The sequence below is a fragment of the Virgibacillus ndiopensis genome, from assembly GCF_900187325.1.
Taxonomy (GTDB): Bacteria; Bacillota; Bacilli; order Bacillales; family Amphibacillaceae; genus Virgibacillus_E; species Virgibacillus_E ndiopensis.
Genome location: NZ_FZMZ01000006.1, coordinates 103,547 through 119,137, shown reverse-complemented (window position 1 = coordinate 119,137; position 15,591 = coordinate 103,547). Strand labels below are relative to the sequence as shown.

Here is a 15,591-nt window from a genome sequence, read left to right as displayed (position 1 = left end):
TAAGCTATGAATCTAAAAAATCGTTTTACAGCAAAAAATGAAAATTTAAGGTTAATACATACTAATCCTGACTTGATTAACACGATGTCTGAAAAAATTATTTCATGGCTACCTGAGATACCTCGTGAGTATGTAGTAGTTTGTATTGGAACAGACCGTTCTACTGGAGATGCTCTCGGACCATTGACTGGCACTTTCTTTTCGGAAATGAAACCCAAACATATGACAGTATATGGTACGTTACATGAACCGGTCCATGCAACTAATCTGGAAGGCTATGTAAAACTAATTACAGAACAACATAGGAATCCCTATATAATCGCCATTGATGCATGCTTAGGGAAAAGTACCTCAGTTGGTTGCATCATCACTGGGGAGGGTCCTTTAAAGCCAGGAGCGGCCTTAAATAAGCCCCTACCCTCAATAGGAGATATTCATGTTACTGGTGTCGTAAATATAAGTGGATTTATGGAATATTCCATATTACAAAACACAAGACTTTCCATTGTTGTTGAGATGGCAAAGAAAATGTCTGCGGTTTTGGAGGAAATAGATAAACGATTATGCTACAGCCGCTCATTTCCTGCTACCGTAACACCACCATTAACACAAAGTATAGCAGATATATAAAGCACAATAGCCAATGAATATTATCATTCCTTCCCATTTTTGTCTTACTAACCCATTAAAAAGCGTCTGGATTGAAATACAATCCAGACGCTTTTTTTACGTATCCTAAATACTTGATTTTAATAGGCAGATATATCCTATGTAAATCTATCTCTATAGACTATTTTATTAGAAATAACAATGCTATATCATACTAACAGAATAAGCTTGGTTAAAATATCATTGATGGACAGTTTTACTAGAGTAACAATCACACATTTTAATGGAATTATGCTTATATCCAATCGCTGACTCGTAGGGTGAATATATTAAATAGAAAGGAAAGATACTTGTTGTTTCTATTTTCGCTAGGTATTTATATTACTTGGATACCAGTCTCTTGTAATTAGTTAACTAGAGAAAATAATAAAAAAAAATATTTATAAGCAAAATTATCCTAGTTTAATTTTGAAAGGAGAATTATCATGGCTATCGGGATTGGCTTTACTATTCTGGTTTTCCTTTTAACCATGGTTGTTATATTTTGGAGGCCACGTGGCATCAACGAAGCATGGCCGGCAGCAATAGGTGCTGTGATTATAGTACTCACTGGCCAAGTATCTTATGGCGATGTTACAGATATACTCAGTAAAATCAGCGGAGCATCTATTACTATTATCGCTACAATAGTTATGGCTGTTACATTGCAGAGTTTTGGTTTTTTTCACTGGTCTGCAGCTCGTCTTGCTACCCTAGCGAAAGGTTCTGGATACCGTTTATATTGGTACATTCAGCTTTTATGTTTTTTAATGACACTATTATTCAACAATGACGGCAGTATTTTAATAACTACCCCAATACTAATTTTACTCCTCAAAAATCTCCGTCTAAAGCCTCATCAAATGATTCCTTATCTTTTAACTGGAGCATTGATAGCAACCGCTTCTAGCGCACCAGTAGGGGTGAGTAATATTGTGAATTTAATTGCACTGGAAATTGTTGATATGTCACTTTATATGCATACAGCAATGATATTTGTGCCTGCAACGCTAGGCTTGATGTTTATGTCAATTCTTATGTTCTTAATAATAAAAAGTAAATTACCAAAAACATTACCTAGCTCTATACACTATATTGAAGAAAATTTTTTCACTAAACGATTTCACCCATTAAAAGGAACAATTTCTGTTGAGACAAAAAGAAAACGAACAAAGCTTATGTTAAAAATTTTACTATTTGTATTTATTCTACGTTGTTTACTTTTCGTTGCATCTTACCTGGCTATACCGATTGAATTAGTAGCAGTTCTAGGATCAATAGTTCTACTAGTATTTAGATGGGCTCGTTTAGGCATTAGCCCTTTAGACATTTTAAAGAAAACGCCTTGGCACATCTTCGTTTTCGCCTTCTCCATGTATGTAATAATTTTTGGTTTGCATAATTCAGGGCTTACCACGCTGCTTATAGAATTTTGTAAACCTATTGTCAGCCAAGGTTTGCTACAAGCAAGCTTTATGATGGGAGGATTAGTTTCAATTCTCTCCAACTTTTTTAATAATCACCCTGCATTAATGATTGGAACCATCACTTTAACGGAAATGGGACTTGACCCTATAACATTAAAGACTATCTATCTTGCAAATATTATTGGTAGTGATATGGGATCCTTGTTATTACCAATTGGAACACTTGCCTCTCTTATCTGGATGTATATTTTAAATCAAAATAAAATAAAAATTAAATGGAAGGATTATTTAAGTGTTTCACTTTTAGTTATACCGATCACAACAATTATTACTTTAATCTTATTATTCTATTGGGTTCAGCTAATTTTTGTATAAAGTGATTTTCGGAAAGTTTGTTGCTATAAAAACAGAGACGTAAATTTATGCTTAGACTACCTGAAATACGCCACTCACACAAAAGGCAAATTATGAGCATACTCATGAGAAAGCCATTCACTATGGGCTCCGTGTATTTCCTCACTGGTGTTGCATACACCCTATAATTCCAATACCCACCTCTTAACTTCAGCATTAAAACAACAATCTAATAGACAGTAAAAAATGTCACCAAACTTATAAGTTTGGTGACATTTTAGTATAAAATTATACAATTAATTCATATATATAATAGATAAAGCCAACTGTTACAAGAGCAGGCAATAAATTTCCTACTCTTATTTTCATGAGATTTAATAGATTCAATCCAATAGCTATAATAAGAAGTCCACCCACTGCAGTTAGTTCTGTAATAAATCCATTTAAAAGCGACTCGGACATCCAATTCTCAATTTGAGTTGCTAATAATGCAATAGAACCCTCATACAGTACAACTGAAATCACTGAAAATATAACGCCATATCCTAAGGACGTTGTTAAAACAAGTGCGACGAAACCATCAATTACACCTTTTGTAATCAGAACTTCATGGTCTCCTCGTATCCCACTGTCTAACGCACCAATAATAGACATTGCACCAATTCCAAAAATAAGTGAGGCAGTTATAAATCCTTGAGCTACACTAAAATCGTCATTTGTTGTCGTAAACTTACTGCCAATCCAGTTACCTAACCGATTTAAGCCCTCCTCAACATGAACAAATTCTCCTATAATAGCTCCACTTAGTAAACTCAATAGGACAACTATAATAGATTCTGTTGAAAATGCCATTTGCATACCAATTAATATGACGGCCAATCCTATCCCATGCATGACCGTCTCTTTGTATCGTTCGGGTATTTTTGTAAAGAATAACCCTATTAAACTTCCTATTATTATACACGCACCATTTACCAGTGTTCCAAATAAAACCATAACGACATCTCCAATTATCTATTCCTAGTTTGATTTAAAGTTCATGATAAGCTGCTGTAATTTCCTTAACTGCTTGTATAAATACTTCAACTTCTTTTTCTGTATTATATCTGCTTAGGCTGGCTCTGACCACCCCTTGATCTGTTGTTTTTAACGTTTCATGACTTAAAGGACTGCAATGTAGACCTGCACGTACAGCAATATCATAATGTGTATCTAAAATCATAGCTATTTCCTGCGAGTCTACATTCTTAACATTAAATGCTACGATTGGCATCCTTGTTTCGTTTGATGATGGCCCATAACATATTATTCCTGGTATTTCTGTTAACCCTTCATACAAACGATTTATAAGAAATGTTTCACGTGGAACATTTTTATCTTCACGTTCCTCATATGCACATAAAGCTGCATATAAACCAGCAATACCGGGTGTGTTCAACGTTCCACTTTCCATACGTTCCGGCCATTGTTCAGGTTGATCTGGACTTTCTGAAAAAGCGCCTGTTCCTCCATGATGAATAGGTTCTAAATCGATGTTTCCCTCTACAAGTAACATACCTGTCCCCTGTGGTCCCAACAAGCCTTTATGTCCTGGGAAAGCTAACATATTAATCCCCTGCTCCTTCATATTAATCGGTAAATGCCCCGCTGTTTGTGAAGCATCAACAAGTATCAATATATCATTTTCTTTTGCAACCTTAGTAGCTTCTTCAATTGGGATAAGTGCCCCCGTTACATTTGATGCATGCGTCATCGTAATTAACTTTGTATTTAATTGAATTGATTCGTTAATATCGTTCATAAACGTTTCTATATTACCATTCCATTGTATAAATGAAATTGATACATCATACTTTTGTTTTATGTACTCCAGTGGTCGACGAATTGAATTGTGTTCGAACGAGGTCGTAACAATATGATCTCCTTCTTGCCATGATAACCCTTTTATTGCCTGATTTAACGCTACTGTAGCATTTGGATAAAATAAAGCTCTTTTAGGATTGCTGCAACCGAATAGCTTAGACGCTTTAACTCTAGTTTGATTGATTATTTCTGCTGCTTTCCGTGCCAATGCATGTCCTCCACGACCAGGGTTAGCACCAACGCTATTTATTACCTCAGCCATTTCTTTACCAACCCTTGGTGGTTTAGGAAAAGATGATGCTGCTTGATCGAAATATATCATAATAAATACCCCCCCCTATTCCAATAAGCTTATACTTCTATTTTAGCTGTTTTCATGCATTTTTAATATAAAAAAGACTGCCTGTACAATATATAATATACAGGCAGTTCTTTCTTCAAATAAAATTAGGTTTCTAATGTTTCAATTATTCTTTCCAAATCGTCGTCTGTGTAAAACTCTATCTCAATCTTTCCTTTGCGTTTTCCACGTTGAATAGTTACTGCAGTTCCTAAGCGGTCTCGTAAAATAGTTTCCCGTTCCTGTAAAAAGATATCCTTTTTCGATTTCTGCTTCTTTTTCGGGGCTTTACTATTTAACTGAACGATTAATTGTTCTACTTGGCGGACATTTAGCTTTTCTTGTCTAATCTTATTTACGAACGGTAATAATTTACTTTTATCTTTTAACCCTAATAGTGCGCGTCCGTGGCCCATGGACAATTCGCCATTATTGATGTATGCAATTACTTGGTCCGGTAATGAAAGCAAGCGAACAATATTAGCAATATGTGATCTGCTTTTTCCCAAACGTTGGGATAATACCTCCTGTGTAATGTGGAGCTCATTCATTAAGTTTGCATAAGCATGGGCTTCTTCAATAGGTGTTAGATCTTCCCGTTGTAAATTTTCTAGTAAAGCTAGTTCCATCATTTTTTCATCTGATAGTTCTTTTACAACTACAGGGACCGTTTCTAATCCAGCTTCTTTAGCTGCGCGGAAACGTCTCTCGCCTACAACAATTTCATACCCTTTAATACTTTTACGAACAATTAGAGGCTGGATAATTCCATATTGTAATATAGACTCTTTAAGTTCTTCTATCGCATCTGCGTGAAAAGTTTTCCTAGGTTGATAGGGATTTGGTCTACATTCATTAATAGGAATTTCCTGAATTGCTGCTTCATCAATTTCTTCTTCCATTCCAGGGAAAAATGCATTAATACCTTTACCTAACCCTTTCGCCACTATTCATCACTTCCTTCGCCAATTCAAGATAAACTTCTGCACCTCTCGACTTTGGATCATATGTAATGATCGGTTGCCCATGACTAGGAGCCTCACCTAACCGAATGTTTCTCGGTATAACAGATTGATAAACCTTGTCCTGGAAATATTTCTTAACTTCTTCGATGACTTGAATTCCAAGATTAGTACGAGCATCTAGCATCGTTAATAGGACTCCCTCTATCATCAACTCTTTATTTAAATGTTTTTGCACTAAACGTATTGTATTTAGCAACTGACTAAGCCCTTCCAATGCATAATACTCACATTGAACCGGTATCATAACCGTATCAGCTGAAGTTAGTGCGTTTATGGTTAGTAAACCTAATGATGGAGGACAATCAATAATTATATAATCATAATTATCTTTAAGACTATCTAGAGATTTTTTCAAACGAATTTCACGTGAAATAGTTGGTACTAGTTCAATTTCTGCACCGGCAAGTTGAATGGTAGCCGGTATAATGCTTAAGTTTTCTACATTTGTAGAAACACATACTTCCTCTGCAGGTAAATCCTCAACAAGCACATTATATATACATTGATCCATGTCCGCTTTATTTATTCCCACACCACTTGTAGCATTTCCTTGTGGATCAATGTCTACAAGTAATACTTTGTTATTCATATATGCAAGACATGCGCTTAAGTTGACCGATGAAGTTGTCTTTCCTACGCCACCTTTTTGATTTGCCACGGCGATTATTTTACCCATGTTGTTCTCACCTACCTAAAACTCTATACTTTATATTTTATCACTCTTTTAATAAATATAACTATTATTTTTGTATTTTGTTAGAAAAAAGTAATTTTGTTGTGGTTTTTTGCTAGATTTTTTGCATAAATTTATAGTATATTAGACTATATTTCCAACATCTTAAGCTTTTTGTTCATAAAAATACCCACCTTGTAATCAAAAGATGGGTAACAATCTAGTAGTTTATATAAAAATATTATTTCTTTTTAGGGATTTTAATTGTGAATTGATAATAATCATCCAAATCTTCTTCATCTGTCTCAACATCAATACCCGTATCCGACACCATATTTAATGATTGACGAATCGTATTCATCGCAATTCGAATATCTTTATTGACACCTTTCAGTTTAGGACGCTTTTTCTTCTTGTCGGTATCTTTTTCCTCTAACTTGGCAATACGTTCTTCAGTCTGTTTCACATTCAATTCTTTTTCTAAAATTTCCTGTAAGATCTTCTCTTGTTTTTCCGGTTCCTTCAGTTTAATCAATGCACGTGCGTGACGTTCCGTTATATCCTTGTTTAATAGCGCCTGCTGTACACTTTCGGGTAACTTAAGTAGCCTTAATTTATTTGCAATTGTTGATTGGTTTTTCCCTAACCGCTGCGCTAGCGCTTCCTGTGTTAATGAATGAAGCTCTAGTAGTCTTGCATATGCACTAGCTTCTTCAATGACTGTTAATTCTTCTCGCTGTAAGTTTTCAATTAATGCAACAGACGCTGTTTCCGCATCTGACATACCACGAACAATAACGGGGGCATTCTCCCAGCCTAGCGTTTGGATCGCACGCCATCTACGTTCACCAGCAATTAATTCATATGATTCACCTTCCAGCTTTCTCACAACTATAGGCTGAATCATACCATGTGTATGTATCGTTTGCGCTAACTCTTTAATTTTTTCCTCATTAAAAATGGACCTAGGTTGAAAGCGATTCGGTTCAATTTTATCTATGGGAAGTTGAATCACTTCATCTTGGTGATACGTTTCTTCTTCTATTTCAGAATCTGATTTTTCTCCTAAACCAAAAATACGGTTAAAAGGATGCAACATCATCAGACACCACCTTTATTCTTAAAACTTTATTAACACCATTGAAAAATAAAAATGTTTCACGTGGAACATTTTTAAGCATCAGTACAAAATGACAAAAACGCTACAGTTAAAACTGCTGCGCATAAAAGAAGGTTAGGTAATTTCAGTTTCTGCTCTTATTTTACCATATTTAAAACTAGAAAAGTATGTAATAGGGAAAATATATTTTCCCTACTTTAAATAATGGGGCTTTTATTAGGCATTCCTGCTTTTCTTGGATATTTTTTTGGAGTCTTTCTTTTTTTATTAATTAAGATAATAGAGCGTTCACTATTCTCTTCTGGTAAATTAAATCTATTAATTTCTCTTATTTCCCCACCCAATAATTGTATAGCTGCTTCAGCATCTGTTAATTCTTCCTTTGATTGTGCTCCTTTCATGGCAATAAAAACACCATTCTTTTTGCACAATGGAAGACACAATTCGCTTAAAACCGACATTCTCGCAACAGCACGTGCCATTACAATATCAAATGTCTCTCTGAATTTAACATTTTTACCGAAATTCTCTGCACGATCATGATAAAAAGAAACATCTGCTAGATTAAGCTCTACAGCTAATTGATTGAGAAACCCAATTCGTTTTTGTAAGGAATCAACAATCGTAACCTTAAGGTTGGGAAAGCATATTTTGAGTGGGATGCTTGGGAATCCAGCACCAGCACCCACATCACAAATATGCAAATCACCAGTAAAATCATTATAAAATGCCGCTGAAATGGAATCATAAAAGTGTTTTAAATATACTTCTTCTTCAGCAGTTATTGCTGTTAAATTTATTTTATTGTTCCATTCAACCAATGTTTTAAGATAAATCGAAAATTGTTCAATTTGTGTTTCGTTTAATTCAATACCTTTTTTTTGAAGTTGTTTTACAAATTGTTCTGGATTCATATAAGCGTCTCCTCATAATTAGTTGGCAATTCGAGCAATTTTCCCCTGTTCAATATAAACGAGCAAAATAGAAACATCTGATGGATTAACACCTGAAATTCTAGATGCTTGACCGACGGAAAGTGGACGTACTTTTTTAAGTTTTTCCCTTGCTTCAGTAGCAATACCACTAATGTCATCATAATCGAGATTGTCTGGGATTTTTTTATCTTCCATTTTAAGCATACGTTCTACTTGTTCGTTTGCTTTTTTAATATAACCCTCATACTTAATTTGGATTTCAACTTGTTCTTTTACCACTAATGGCAGTGTATTATCCGGTTCAATCACTGTTTCCAGCATTGCATAAGTGATTTCTGGCCGTTTTAGCAAATCTGATGCTCTTACAGCATCTTTTAGTGGCGTTGCATTTGCCTCTTGTAGCATTGCTTGAACATTTTCTTCCGCTTTAACAATTATTTTTTCCAGACGTTTTTTCTCTTGTTCTACCAATCGATTTTTTTCGACATATTTTTGATATCGTTCATCTGTAATTAACCCTAGCTTATATCCAGTTTCGGTTAATCTTAGATCAGCGTTATCGTGACGTAATAGTAAACGATACTCAGCACGTGATGTTAATAGACGATAAGGTTCATTTGTTCCTTTCGTTACTAAATCATCAATTAAAACGCCAATATATGCTTGGGAACGATCTAAAATTAGGGGATCTTTTCCTAATACTTTAGCTGCCGCATTAACTCCGGCCATCATACCTTGCGCCGCTGCCTCTTCATAACCAGAAGTACCATTAATTTGACCAGCTGTAAACAATCCAGGTATTTTTTTTGTTTCTAGTGTTGGCCACAGTTGTGTTGGAACTACCGCATCATACTCGATCGCATAACCAGCCCGCATAATTTCAGCATTTTCTAATCCTGGGACTGTTTTAATCATTTCATGTTGAACAGATTCCGGGAGTGACGTTGATAACCCTTGTACATAAACCTCTTCTGTTTCACGTCCTTCTGGCTCCAAGAAAACTTGATGACGTGGCTTATCGTTGAAACGAACAATTTTGTCCTCTATGGATGGACAATATCGTGGTCCAGTTCCACGTTTCATTCCTGAATACATTGCAGAAAGTCCTAAATTATCATTAATAATCTGATGTGTGAACTCGTTAGTATACGTTAACCAACATGGAATTTGATCTGTAATAAATTCTGTTGTCTCATATGAGAAGCCTTGTGGAACATCATCACCTGGCTGAATTTCTGTTTTAGAATAATCAATTGTATGGCTATTTACCCGAGGTGGGGTTCCTGTTTTAAATCGTGTAATTTCAAATCCTAGTTCTTCCAGGTTCTCAGAAAGCTTAATAGACGGACGTTGGTTATTTGGACCACTTTCATATTCTAAATCACCCATTAGTACTTTTCCGCGCATAAACGTACCAGTCGTCATTATAACTGTATCTGCATGATAAGCTGCATCCGTTTCAGTCAATACACCTTTACATACACCGTCTTCAATAATTAAGCTGTCTACCATCCCTTGACGTAATGTTAAATTTTCCTCATTTTCAAGCGTCTTTTTCATTTCACGAATATATAATGGTTTGTCTGCTTGTGCACGTAATGCTCTTACAGCAGGCCCTTTTCCAGTATTTAACATACGCATTTGAATATACGTTTTGTCAATAACTTTAGCCATTACTCCACCAAGTGCGTCAATTTCCCGAACAACAATCCCTTTTGCTGGGCCACCAAGTGAAGGATTACAAGGCATAAACGCGATCATATCTAAATTAAGGGTAAGCATTAACGTCTTTGCACCCATTCTTGCTGCGGCTACACCAGCTTCACAGCCTGCATGACCTGCACCGATGACAATGACATCATAATGTCCTGCATCATATACCATAGTATTTCATCCTTTCTATAATAAATAACCGTTTTATTTTCCTAAACAAAATTGTGAAAATAACTGATCAATTAAACTGTCACTAGCAGTATCTCCAATTATTTCTCCTAAAAACTCCCACGTTCTCGTAACATCTATTTGAACGATATCTAGAGGCATAGACATTTCCAAGCTTGCCATCGCATCTTCCAATGCTTTCTTTGCTTGCTTCAATAACTGGATATGTCTGACGTTTGATACATACGTCAAATCGCCAGTATCTATGTCACCAGCAAAAAACGTTTGGGCGATAGCCGCTTCCAATTCATCCACACCAGCTTCGTTAATTAATGCTGTTGATATGACTGGATTCCCCTCAGCTAATTCACGAACCTTTTCAAGATTTAGCTTATTAGGCAAATCAGTCTTGTTAATGATTACAATATATTCTAATCCATGAACTGCTTTAAATAATTTTATATCTTCATCACTTAATGCTTCGTTATTATTTAAGACAAATAAAATAAGATCTGATTCTGTTAGCACTTTCCTGGATCGTTCGACACCAATCTTTTCAACAATGTCTTCTGTATCACGTATTCCTGCTGTATCCACTAGCTTTAATGGAACACCACGGACATTAACATATTCCTCAATAATATCACGCGTCGTACCAGCAACTTCAGTTACGATCGCTTTATTCTCCTGTACGAGTGTATTCATCAACGATGATTTTCCTACATTTGGACGACCGATAATGGCAGTAGCCAGACCTTCGCGTAATATTTTCCCTTGTTTAGCCACTTCTAAAAGCTGTTCAATTTCATCGTGAACTTCTTTCGTTTTTTTACGCATCATTTCATGGGACATTTCTTCCACATCATCGTATTCGGGATAATCAATATTAACCTCGACATGGGCAACTGTTTCTAACAATTCCTGTCTTAAACGACTAATTAGACTAGACAATCGACCATCCATTTGTTTTAAGGCAACAGACATCGCTTTATCGGTTTTAGCACGAATCAAATCCATTACCGCTTCTGCCTGGGATAAATCAATTCTTCCATTTAAAAATGCGCGTTTCGTAAATTCTCCAGGCTCAGCTAGTCGTGCACCTTTACTCAATAAAATTTCTAAAACACGATTAACTGCTACCATACCACCATGACAATTTATTTCAACTACATCTTCTCTCGTAAACGTTTTTGGAGCACGCATAATGGAAACCATGACTTCTTCTGCTACCTCATTCGTTTCTGGTTCAATTATTTTCCCATAGTGAATCGTGTGAGAATCTACACTTTCAAGATCTTTGCCTCTAAATAAATCATTGGCTATCTTAATTGCCTCCGGGCCGCTTAACCTTACTATTGCAATTGCTCCCTCACCAATTGGCGTGGAAATTGCTGTAATTGTATCTGTCTCCATCTATTTCACCTCCATCTCAATCTTTTATCAATCATTTATTGTAAATAAATTTATTTTTATCGTCACTAACTTAATAGAATATCATAAATCAAATCAAAAATAAACTTATCCACAACAATATATAAATAGATTTTTTGCCTTAGTTATCCACATGTGAATAATCTATATTAAGTTAATTTCGATTTATCAACAACTATAATTGCCTTTAAATATTATGTGATTGTTACTATTCCACAAAAAAAGCCCGTTTGGACCATCAACCATGATCCAACCGGGCTTTTTGCTTTTGACTGTTTTTTTTAAAGTTAAAACACTCTCCAGCCGCCATGGATACGCGAAGTGGATACAGGCAGCTGGGTAAAGAGCAACCAAAAGTGCAAAATAAACATGACACTTACGTTGCGTTTTATGTCAACTATTAGATACGCTTCACTCTTTTGAAAAAGCAACAACCCTTTTCAAAAACAACCTTTATTTTTATAACTCCGGTTCCTCATAATAATAATCGACCGGTACAGGTGCCACAGCAGATCGTTCTAAAGCTGGTGTATCCTTTCTTGTAATTTGGTACACTGCCGATCCTACGGTATCTGCAACATCTTTTAACTTATCTTTACTAATGTGTTCAATGATATCATCCTCTGTATGATACCAAGGCTCTAAAGGTGTGTGGATGAACAATGCAGCTGGAATACCTAGATTATGGAACGGAACATGATCGCTTCGTCCCAATTGACTGTATGGAACGAGCTCTGAAACTCTTGAACCAGCAGCTGCTCCTAAATCTGTAACAGTATTTTTCTGTCCATCAGCAGTAAACATTACTAAGTCACCAGCATCTTTACTACCTACCATATCCATTTGAAACATTGCTACTGTACGTTCTGCCTCTTCAGCTGGCATCGCTTCAGCATACTTACGAGAACCCCACAATCCATATTCCTCTGCACCAAATGCGACAAATTTAATTGCCGTATCTGTCGGAGTGTTCGCAAAAACTCTTGCCAATTCTAGAACAGCAGCTGTTCCCGAAGCATCATCATTTGCTCCCTGCCCCCATGGCACTGAATCGTGGTGTGATCCAACCATAACTTGTTGGTCCGTATTATGATTTTGCATCGGCTCTTTTACTGCACTAACATTATAAGAGGTTATTTCTTCTCCACCACTTGTAAACGTAAATTCCTGTACTTCAACATTATCATAACCATAACTTTCAAATTGATCTACGAGATAGTCAACTGTTTGCAATTCACCCTCCGTTCCTGCCCCACGTGGACCAATGACCTCGGACAAGTTGTAAATGTGATTATACATATTATCAACGTTTACTCGCTTTACTATCTTATTGTCAAATGCATGTTTTGCGTTTCCATCTTGAGGTGCAGCATATACTGCATTACTCATTAACAGTATTAAAACGAAAAAAAGACTTGATACCTTTACATATTTCATCGAATACACACCTTTCTAGTTTTAGTAGGCATTCGATAGATTAGATGTAGATTCCTTTATATTTAAACAAAATGATAAGTTTGTCATATAAGGGATACTATTCATATAAATTTTACAGACAAAAGCACTAATCAAAAATAACTATACACAAAAAACCCCGGTTTCCCGGGGGTTTCGATTATATAAAATTATGGCTTAATTACAATATGCCGATGAGGCTCAACTCCATCAGAATAAGTGGATACATGATGATTATCTTGCAATGCACTATGAATTACCTTGCGTTCATATGCTGGCATTGGTTCAAGTGCTACTTTTTTATTTAACCGAGTTGCTTTATCAGCCATCTTTATTGCTAAAGATTCCAGCGTTTCTTTTCTTCTCACACGATAACCTTCTGCATCAACTGTAACCGTATAAAAATCTTTTCCATCTTTATTAATGGCTAGATGAACTAAATATTGTAGCGCATTTAATGTTTGACCACGTTTTCCAATTACTAATGCAATTTTTTCACCTGATAAGTCAAATGTAACATGCTTATCCTCGACAGTTGTTGTTACTTCTGTTGCAACCTGCATATTATTTACAATTTCTTTTAAATATTTTTCAGCTTGTTGGATTTGATTTTTAGTAAGTATCACTTTTACGACTGCACGTTTAGATCCAAATACACCAAGAAGTCCTTTTTTACCTTCATCAATAATATCAACTTTTACGTGGTCCCTTGTAGTGTTTAACTGCTCTAATGCTGATTGGACCGCTTCTTCAACTGTTTGGCCACTAGCAGTTATTTCTCTCACTTTTTGTCTCCTCCAGTACTCTTATCTTTCATCATCGGTTTACGAATGAAAATAGTTTGCGCCACCATAAACACATTACCGACTACCCAGTATAGTGCTAAAGCTGATGGGAAGAAAATTGCAAAAACAGTAATCATAATTGGCATTACATAAAGCATTACTGCCATTTGTGGGTTTTGTCCTGCAGGGCTACCTGCCATCATTAATTTTTGCTGTAGGAATGTCGCTCCACCAGCAATTAATGGTAAAATATAATATGGATCCGATTCACCTAATTGAAACCACAAAAACTCATGATGTTTTATTGCTTCTGTACGCATAATTGCATGATATATTGCAATCAAAACTGGCATTTGAATAAATATAGGCAAACAACCGGCAAGTGGATTTACACCATGTTTTTGGAATAAAGCCATCGTTTCCTGTTGTAATTTCTGTTGTGTATTCGCATCCTTAGAACTATATTTCTTTTGTATTTCTTTAAGTTCTGGTTGGATATCCTGCATCGCTTTGGAGCTTTTTAATTGTTTTACGTTTAGTGGTAAAAGTACTAAACGAATAATAATTGTTACAATAACAATTGATAAACCATAATTTTCCCCAAACAATTCAGCAAAATAAGTAATTAACATTGACATTGGGTAAACAAAATACTCCGCCCAAAATCCCTCGGTATTTTCATCTATAGGGGTATTGATATCTGTACAACCGGAAAGCAATGCTAGCAAACCAATTAAAGTTGCAAGCAGTAAAATCTTTTTACGCACCCTTTTTCCTCCTATCTTTCGAAAAGTGCAAATACCTTGTCCATTTACACCATACATCTAACAACCATTTAAAAACGTTATTATGTGTTATTTTATCATTAAATGAAGGCAAGATTCTATAAAAAATCTACATTTCATTATTTTTTCATTAATCGTTCTTTAAATAATAGATGGACTAAACTTTTTTTTACCTCATGAAAATCCATATATTTCGTCGGCTGCCTGGCAATGATCACTATATCGTATGGTGACAATACCTTTCCTTCAATCTCATGAAATGCCTGACGTAAATATCGTTTAATCCGATTTCTAGTTACTGCATTGCCAATTTTCTTACCTACTGACAGTCCAACACGAAAATGCTCCTGATCTGATTTTTGCAAGTAATAAATGACAAGCTGTCTATTTGCAAAGGATTTACCTTTTTTGAATACATGCTGAAATTCTTTATTGTCTTTAATACGAAATGCTTTTTTCATTACGGAACTTCCTCTAAAGTTAAATTCTATGTATGGAATAAGCAGTGGATCTCACATTTGTAAGAAACACTGCTTCTTCTTAAAAAAAGACCACTGACAATTTCAGCGGCCTATGCAGATAATACTTTTCTTCCTTTTTGACGACGACGAGCTAAAACTTTACGTCCATTTTTTGTGCTCATGCGTGCGCGAAAGCCATGTACCTTTTTACGTCTACGATTGTTTGGTTGAAACGTTCTTTTCATTTATCATGCACCTCCCCGAGGAATTAAAAATCAAATTAAAACATATCCATTAGACAGTCTTGCTAATTATACTGAACTTTAAGGCACTCTGTCAAATCCATCTCTAAAATAATTATCCACACCTCCCTGTTTAAACATTCTCGACATATTTTTTCTATCCACA

At 35.6% G+C, this 15,591-nt stretch carries 15 protein-coding genes; 2 read left to right on the top strand and 13 right to left on the bottom strand.

Annotated features, from left to right (window positions below):
• Positions 1 to 6: 6 nt before the first annotated feature.
• Positions 7 to 630: a spore protease YyaC gene (gene yyaC, locus CS937_RS13360; RefSeq protein WP_099158982.1), complete on the top strand. Its 624-nt coding sequence runs from the start codon at positions 7 to 9 to the stop codon at positions 628 to 630.
• Positions 631 to 1,094: 464 nt separating this feature from the next.
• Positions 1,095 to 2,450 (top strand): arsenic transporter, encoded by a 1,356-nt coding sequence (locus tag CS937_RS13355; protein ID WP_099158981.1) that lies wholly within the window; start codon positions 1,095 to 1,097, stop codon positions 2,448 to 2,450.
• Between the two features lie 267 nt (positions 2,451 to 2,717).
• On the opposite strand, the gene CS937_RS13350 is transcribed toward CS937_RS13355, so the two are convergent.
• The 13 genes from CS937_RS13350 to rpmH all read right to left on the bottom strand — a co-directional run bounded on the left by CS937_RS13350 (position 2,718) and on the right by rpmH (position 15,428).
• Entirely contained in the window at positions 2,718 to 3,425 is a 708-nt protein-coding gene (locus CS937_RS13350; protein ID WP_099158980.1) for a DUF554 domain-containing protein, read from the bottom strand.
• 34 nt (positions 3,426 to 3,459) lie between these two features.
• The gene (locus CS937_RS13345) at positions 3,460 to 4,614 is read right to left on the bottom strand and encodes an aminotransferase class V-fold PLP-dependent enzyme (RefSeq protein ID WP_099158979.1); all 1,155 of its coding nucleotides are present in this window, start codon (positions 4,612 to 4,614) and stop codon (positions 3,460 to 3,462) included.
• A 125-nt stretch (positions 4,615 to 4,739) separates the two neighbouring features.
• Positions 4,740 to 5,579, bottom strand: a complete 840-nt coding sequence (locus CS937_RS13340) for a ParB/RepB/Spo0J family partition protein (protein WP_099158978.1) — start codon at positions 5,577 to 5,579, stop codon at positions 4,740 to 4,742.
• Positions 5,560 to 6,333 carry a ParA family protein gene (locus CS937_RS13335; protein ID WP_099158977.1) on the bottom strand — a complete coding sequence of 258 codons (774 nt, stop codon included), beginning with the start codon at positions 6,331 to 6,333 and terminating at the stop codon, positions 5,560 to 5,562. Before CS937_RS13335 ends, CS937_RS13340 begins: the two co-directional genes overlap by 20 nt.
• A 238-nt stretch (positions 6,334 to 6,571) precedes the next feature.
• Entirely contained in the window at positions 6,572 to 7,429 is an 858-nt protein-coding gene (noc, locus tag CS937_RS13330; protein WP_099158976.1) for a nucleoid occlusion protein, read from the bottom strand.
• A 218-nt stretch (positions 7,430 to 7,647) separates the two neighbouring features.
• Positions 7,648 to 8,364, bottom strand: coding sequence for a 16S rRNA (guanine(527)-N(7))-methyltransferase RsmG (rsmG, locus tag CS937_RS13325; RefSeq protein WP_099158975.1), 717 nt, complete (start codon positions 8,362 to 8,364; stop codon positions 7,648 to 7,650).
• 18 nt (positions 8,365 to 8,382) lie between these two features.
• Positions 8,383 to 10,269 (bottom strand): tRNA uridine-5-carboxymethylaminomethyl(34) synthesis enzyme MnmG, encoded by a 1,887-nt coding sequence (gene mnmG / locus CS937_RS13320; protein ID WP_099158974.1) that lies wholly within the window; start codon positions 10,267 to 10,269, stop codon positions 8,383 to 8,385.
• Between the two features lie 33 nt (positions 10,270 to 10,302).
• Complete coding sequence (gene mnmE, locus CS937_RS13315; protein ID WP_099158973.1) at positions 10,303 to 11,679, bottom strand: tRNA uridine-5-carboxymethylaminomethyl(34) synthesis GTPase MnmE; 1,377 nt, start codon at positions 11,677 to 11,679, stop codon at positions 10,303 to 10,305.
• A gap of 477 nt (positions 11,680 to 12,156) precedes the next feature.
• Positions 12,157 to 13,134 carry a M20/M25/M40 family metallo-hydrolase gene (locus tag CS937_RS13310; protein ID WP_099158972.1) on the bottom strand — a complete coding sequence of 326 codons (978 nt, stop codon included), beginning with the start codon at positions 13,132 to 13,134 and terminating at the stop codon, positions 12,157 to 12,159.
• Between the two features lie 188 nt (positions 13,135 to 13,322).
• Positions 13,323 to 13,937, bottom strand: a complete 615-nt coding sequence (gene jag, locus CS937_RS13305; protein WP_099158971.1) for an RNA-binding cell elongation regulator Jag/EloR — start codon at positions 13,935 to 13,937, stop codon at positions 13,323 to 13,325.
• The gene (gene spoIIIJ, locus CS937_RS13300; RefSeq protein ID WP_099158970.1) at positions 13,934 to 14,704 is read right to left on the bottom strand and encodes a YidC family membrane integrase SpoIIIJ; all 771 of its coding nucleotides are present in this window, start codon (positions 14,702 to 14,704) and stop codon (positions 13,934 to 13,936) included. The genes jag and spoIIIJ overlap by 4 nt, the downstream gene beginning before the upstream one ends.
• Positions 14,705 to 14,841: 137 nt before the next feature.
• Positions 14,842 to 15,183, bottom strand: coding sequence for a ribonuclease P protein component (gene rnpA, locus CS937_RS13295; protein WP_099158969.1), 342 nt, complete (start codon positions 15,181 to 15,183; stop codon positions 14,842 to 14,844).
• A 110-nt stretch (positions 15,184 to 15,293) separates the two neighbouring features.
• Positions 15,294 to 15,428, bottom strand: a complete 135-nt coding sequence (gene rpmH / locus CS937_RS13290) for a 50S ribosomal protein L34 (protein WP_099158968.1) — start codon at positions 15,426 to 15,428, stop codon at positions 15,294 to 15,296.
• Positions 15,429 to 15,591: the final 163 nt, after the last annotated feature.

What these genes read in the sequence shown, in the direction of transcription:
- yyaC (WP_099158982.1), top strand. Translation starts at nt 7, where the DNA reads ATGAATCTAAAAAATCGTTTTACAGCAAAAAATGAAAATTTAAGGTTA.
- CS937_RS13355 (WP_099158981.1), top strand. Translation starts at nt 1,095, where the DNA reads ATGGCTATCGGGATTGGCTTTACTATTCTGGTTTTCCTTTTAACCATG.
- CS937_RS13350 (WP_099158980.1), bottom strand. Translation starts at nt 3,425, where the DNA reads ATGGTTTTATTTGGAACACTGGTAAATGGTGCGTGTATAATAATAGGA.
- CS937_RS13345 (WP_099158979.1), bottom strand. Translation starts at nt 4,614, where the DNA reads ATGATATATTTCGATCAAGCAGCATCATCTTTTCCTAAACCACCAAGG.
- CS937_RS13335 (WP_099158977.1), bottom strand. Translation starts at nt 6,333, where the DNA reads ATGGGTAAAATAATCGCCGTGGCAAATCAAAAAGGTGGCGTAGGAAAG.
- noc (WP_099158976.1), bottom strand. Translation starts at nt 7,429, where the DNA reads ATGTTGCATCCTTTTAACCGTATTTTTGGTTTAGGAGAAAAATCAGAT.
- rsmG (WP_099158975.1), bottom strand. Translation starts at nt 8,364, where the DNA reads ATGAATCCAGAACAATTTGTAAAACAACTTCAAAAAAAAGGTATTGAA.
- mnmG (WP_099158974.1), bottom strand. Translation starts at nt 10,269, where the DNA reads ATGGTATATGATGCAGGACATTATGATGTCATTGTCATCGGTGCAGGT.
- mnmE (WP_099158973.1), bottom strand. Translation starts at nt 11,679, where the DNA reads ATGGAGACAGATACAATTACAGCAATTTCCACGCCAATTGGTGAGGGA.
- CS937_RS13310 (WP_099158972.1), bottom strand. Translation starts at nt 13,134, where the DNA reads ATGAAATATGTAAAGGTATCAAGTCTTTTTTTCGTTTTAATACTGTTA.
- rnpA (WP_099158969.1), bottom strand. Translation starts at nt 15,183, where the DNA reads ATGAAAAAAGCATTTCGTATTAAAGACAATAAAGAATTTCAGCATGTA.
- rpmH (WP_099158968.1), bottom strand. Translation starts at nt 15,428, where the DNA reads ATGAAAAGAACGTTTCAACCAAACAATCGTAGACGTAAAAAGGTACAT.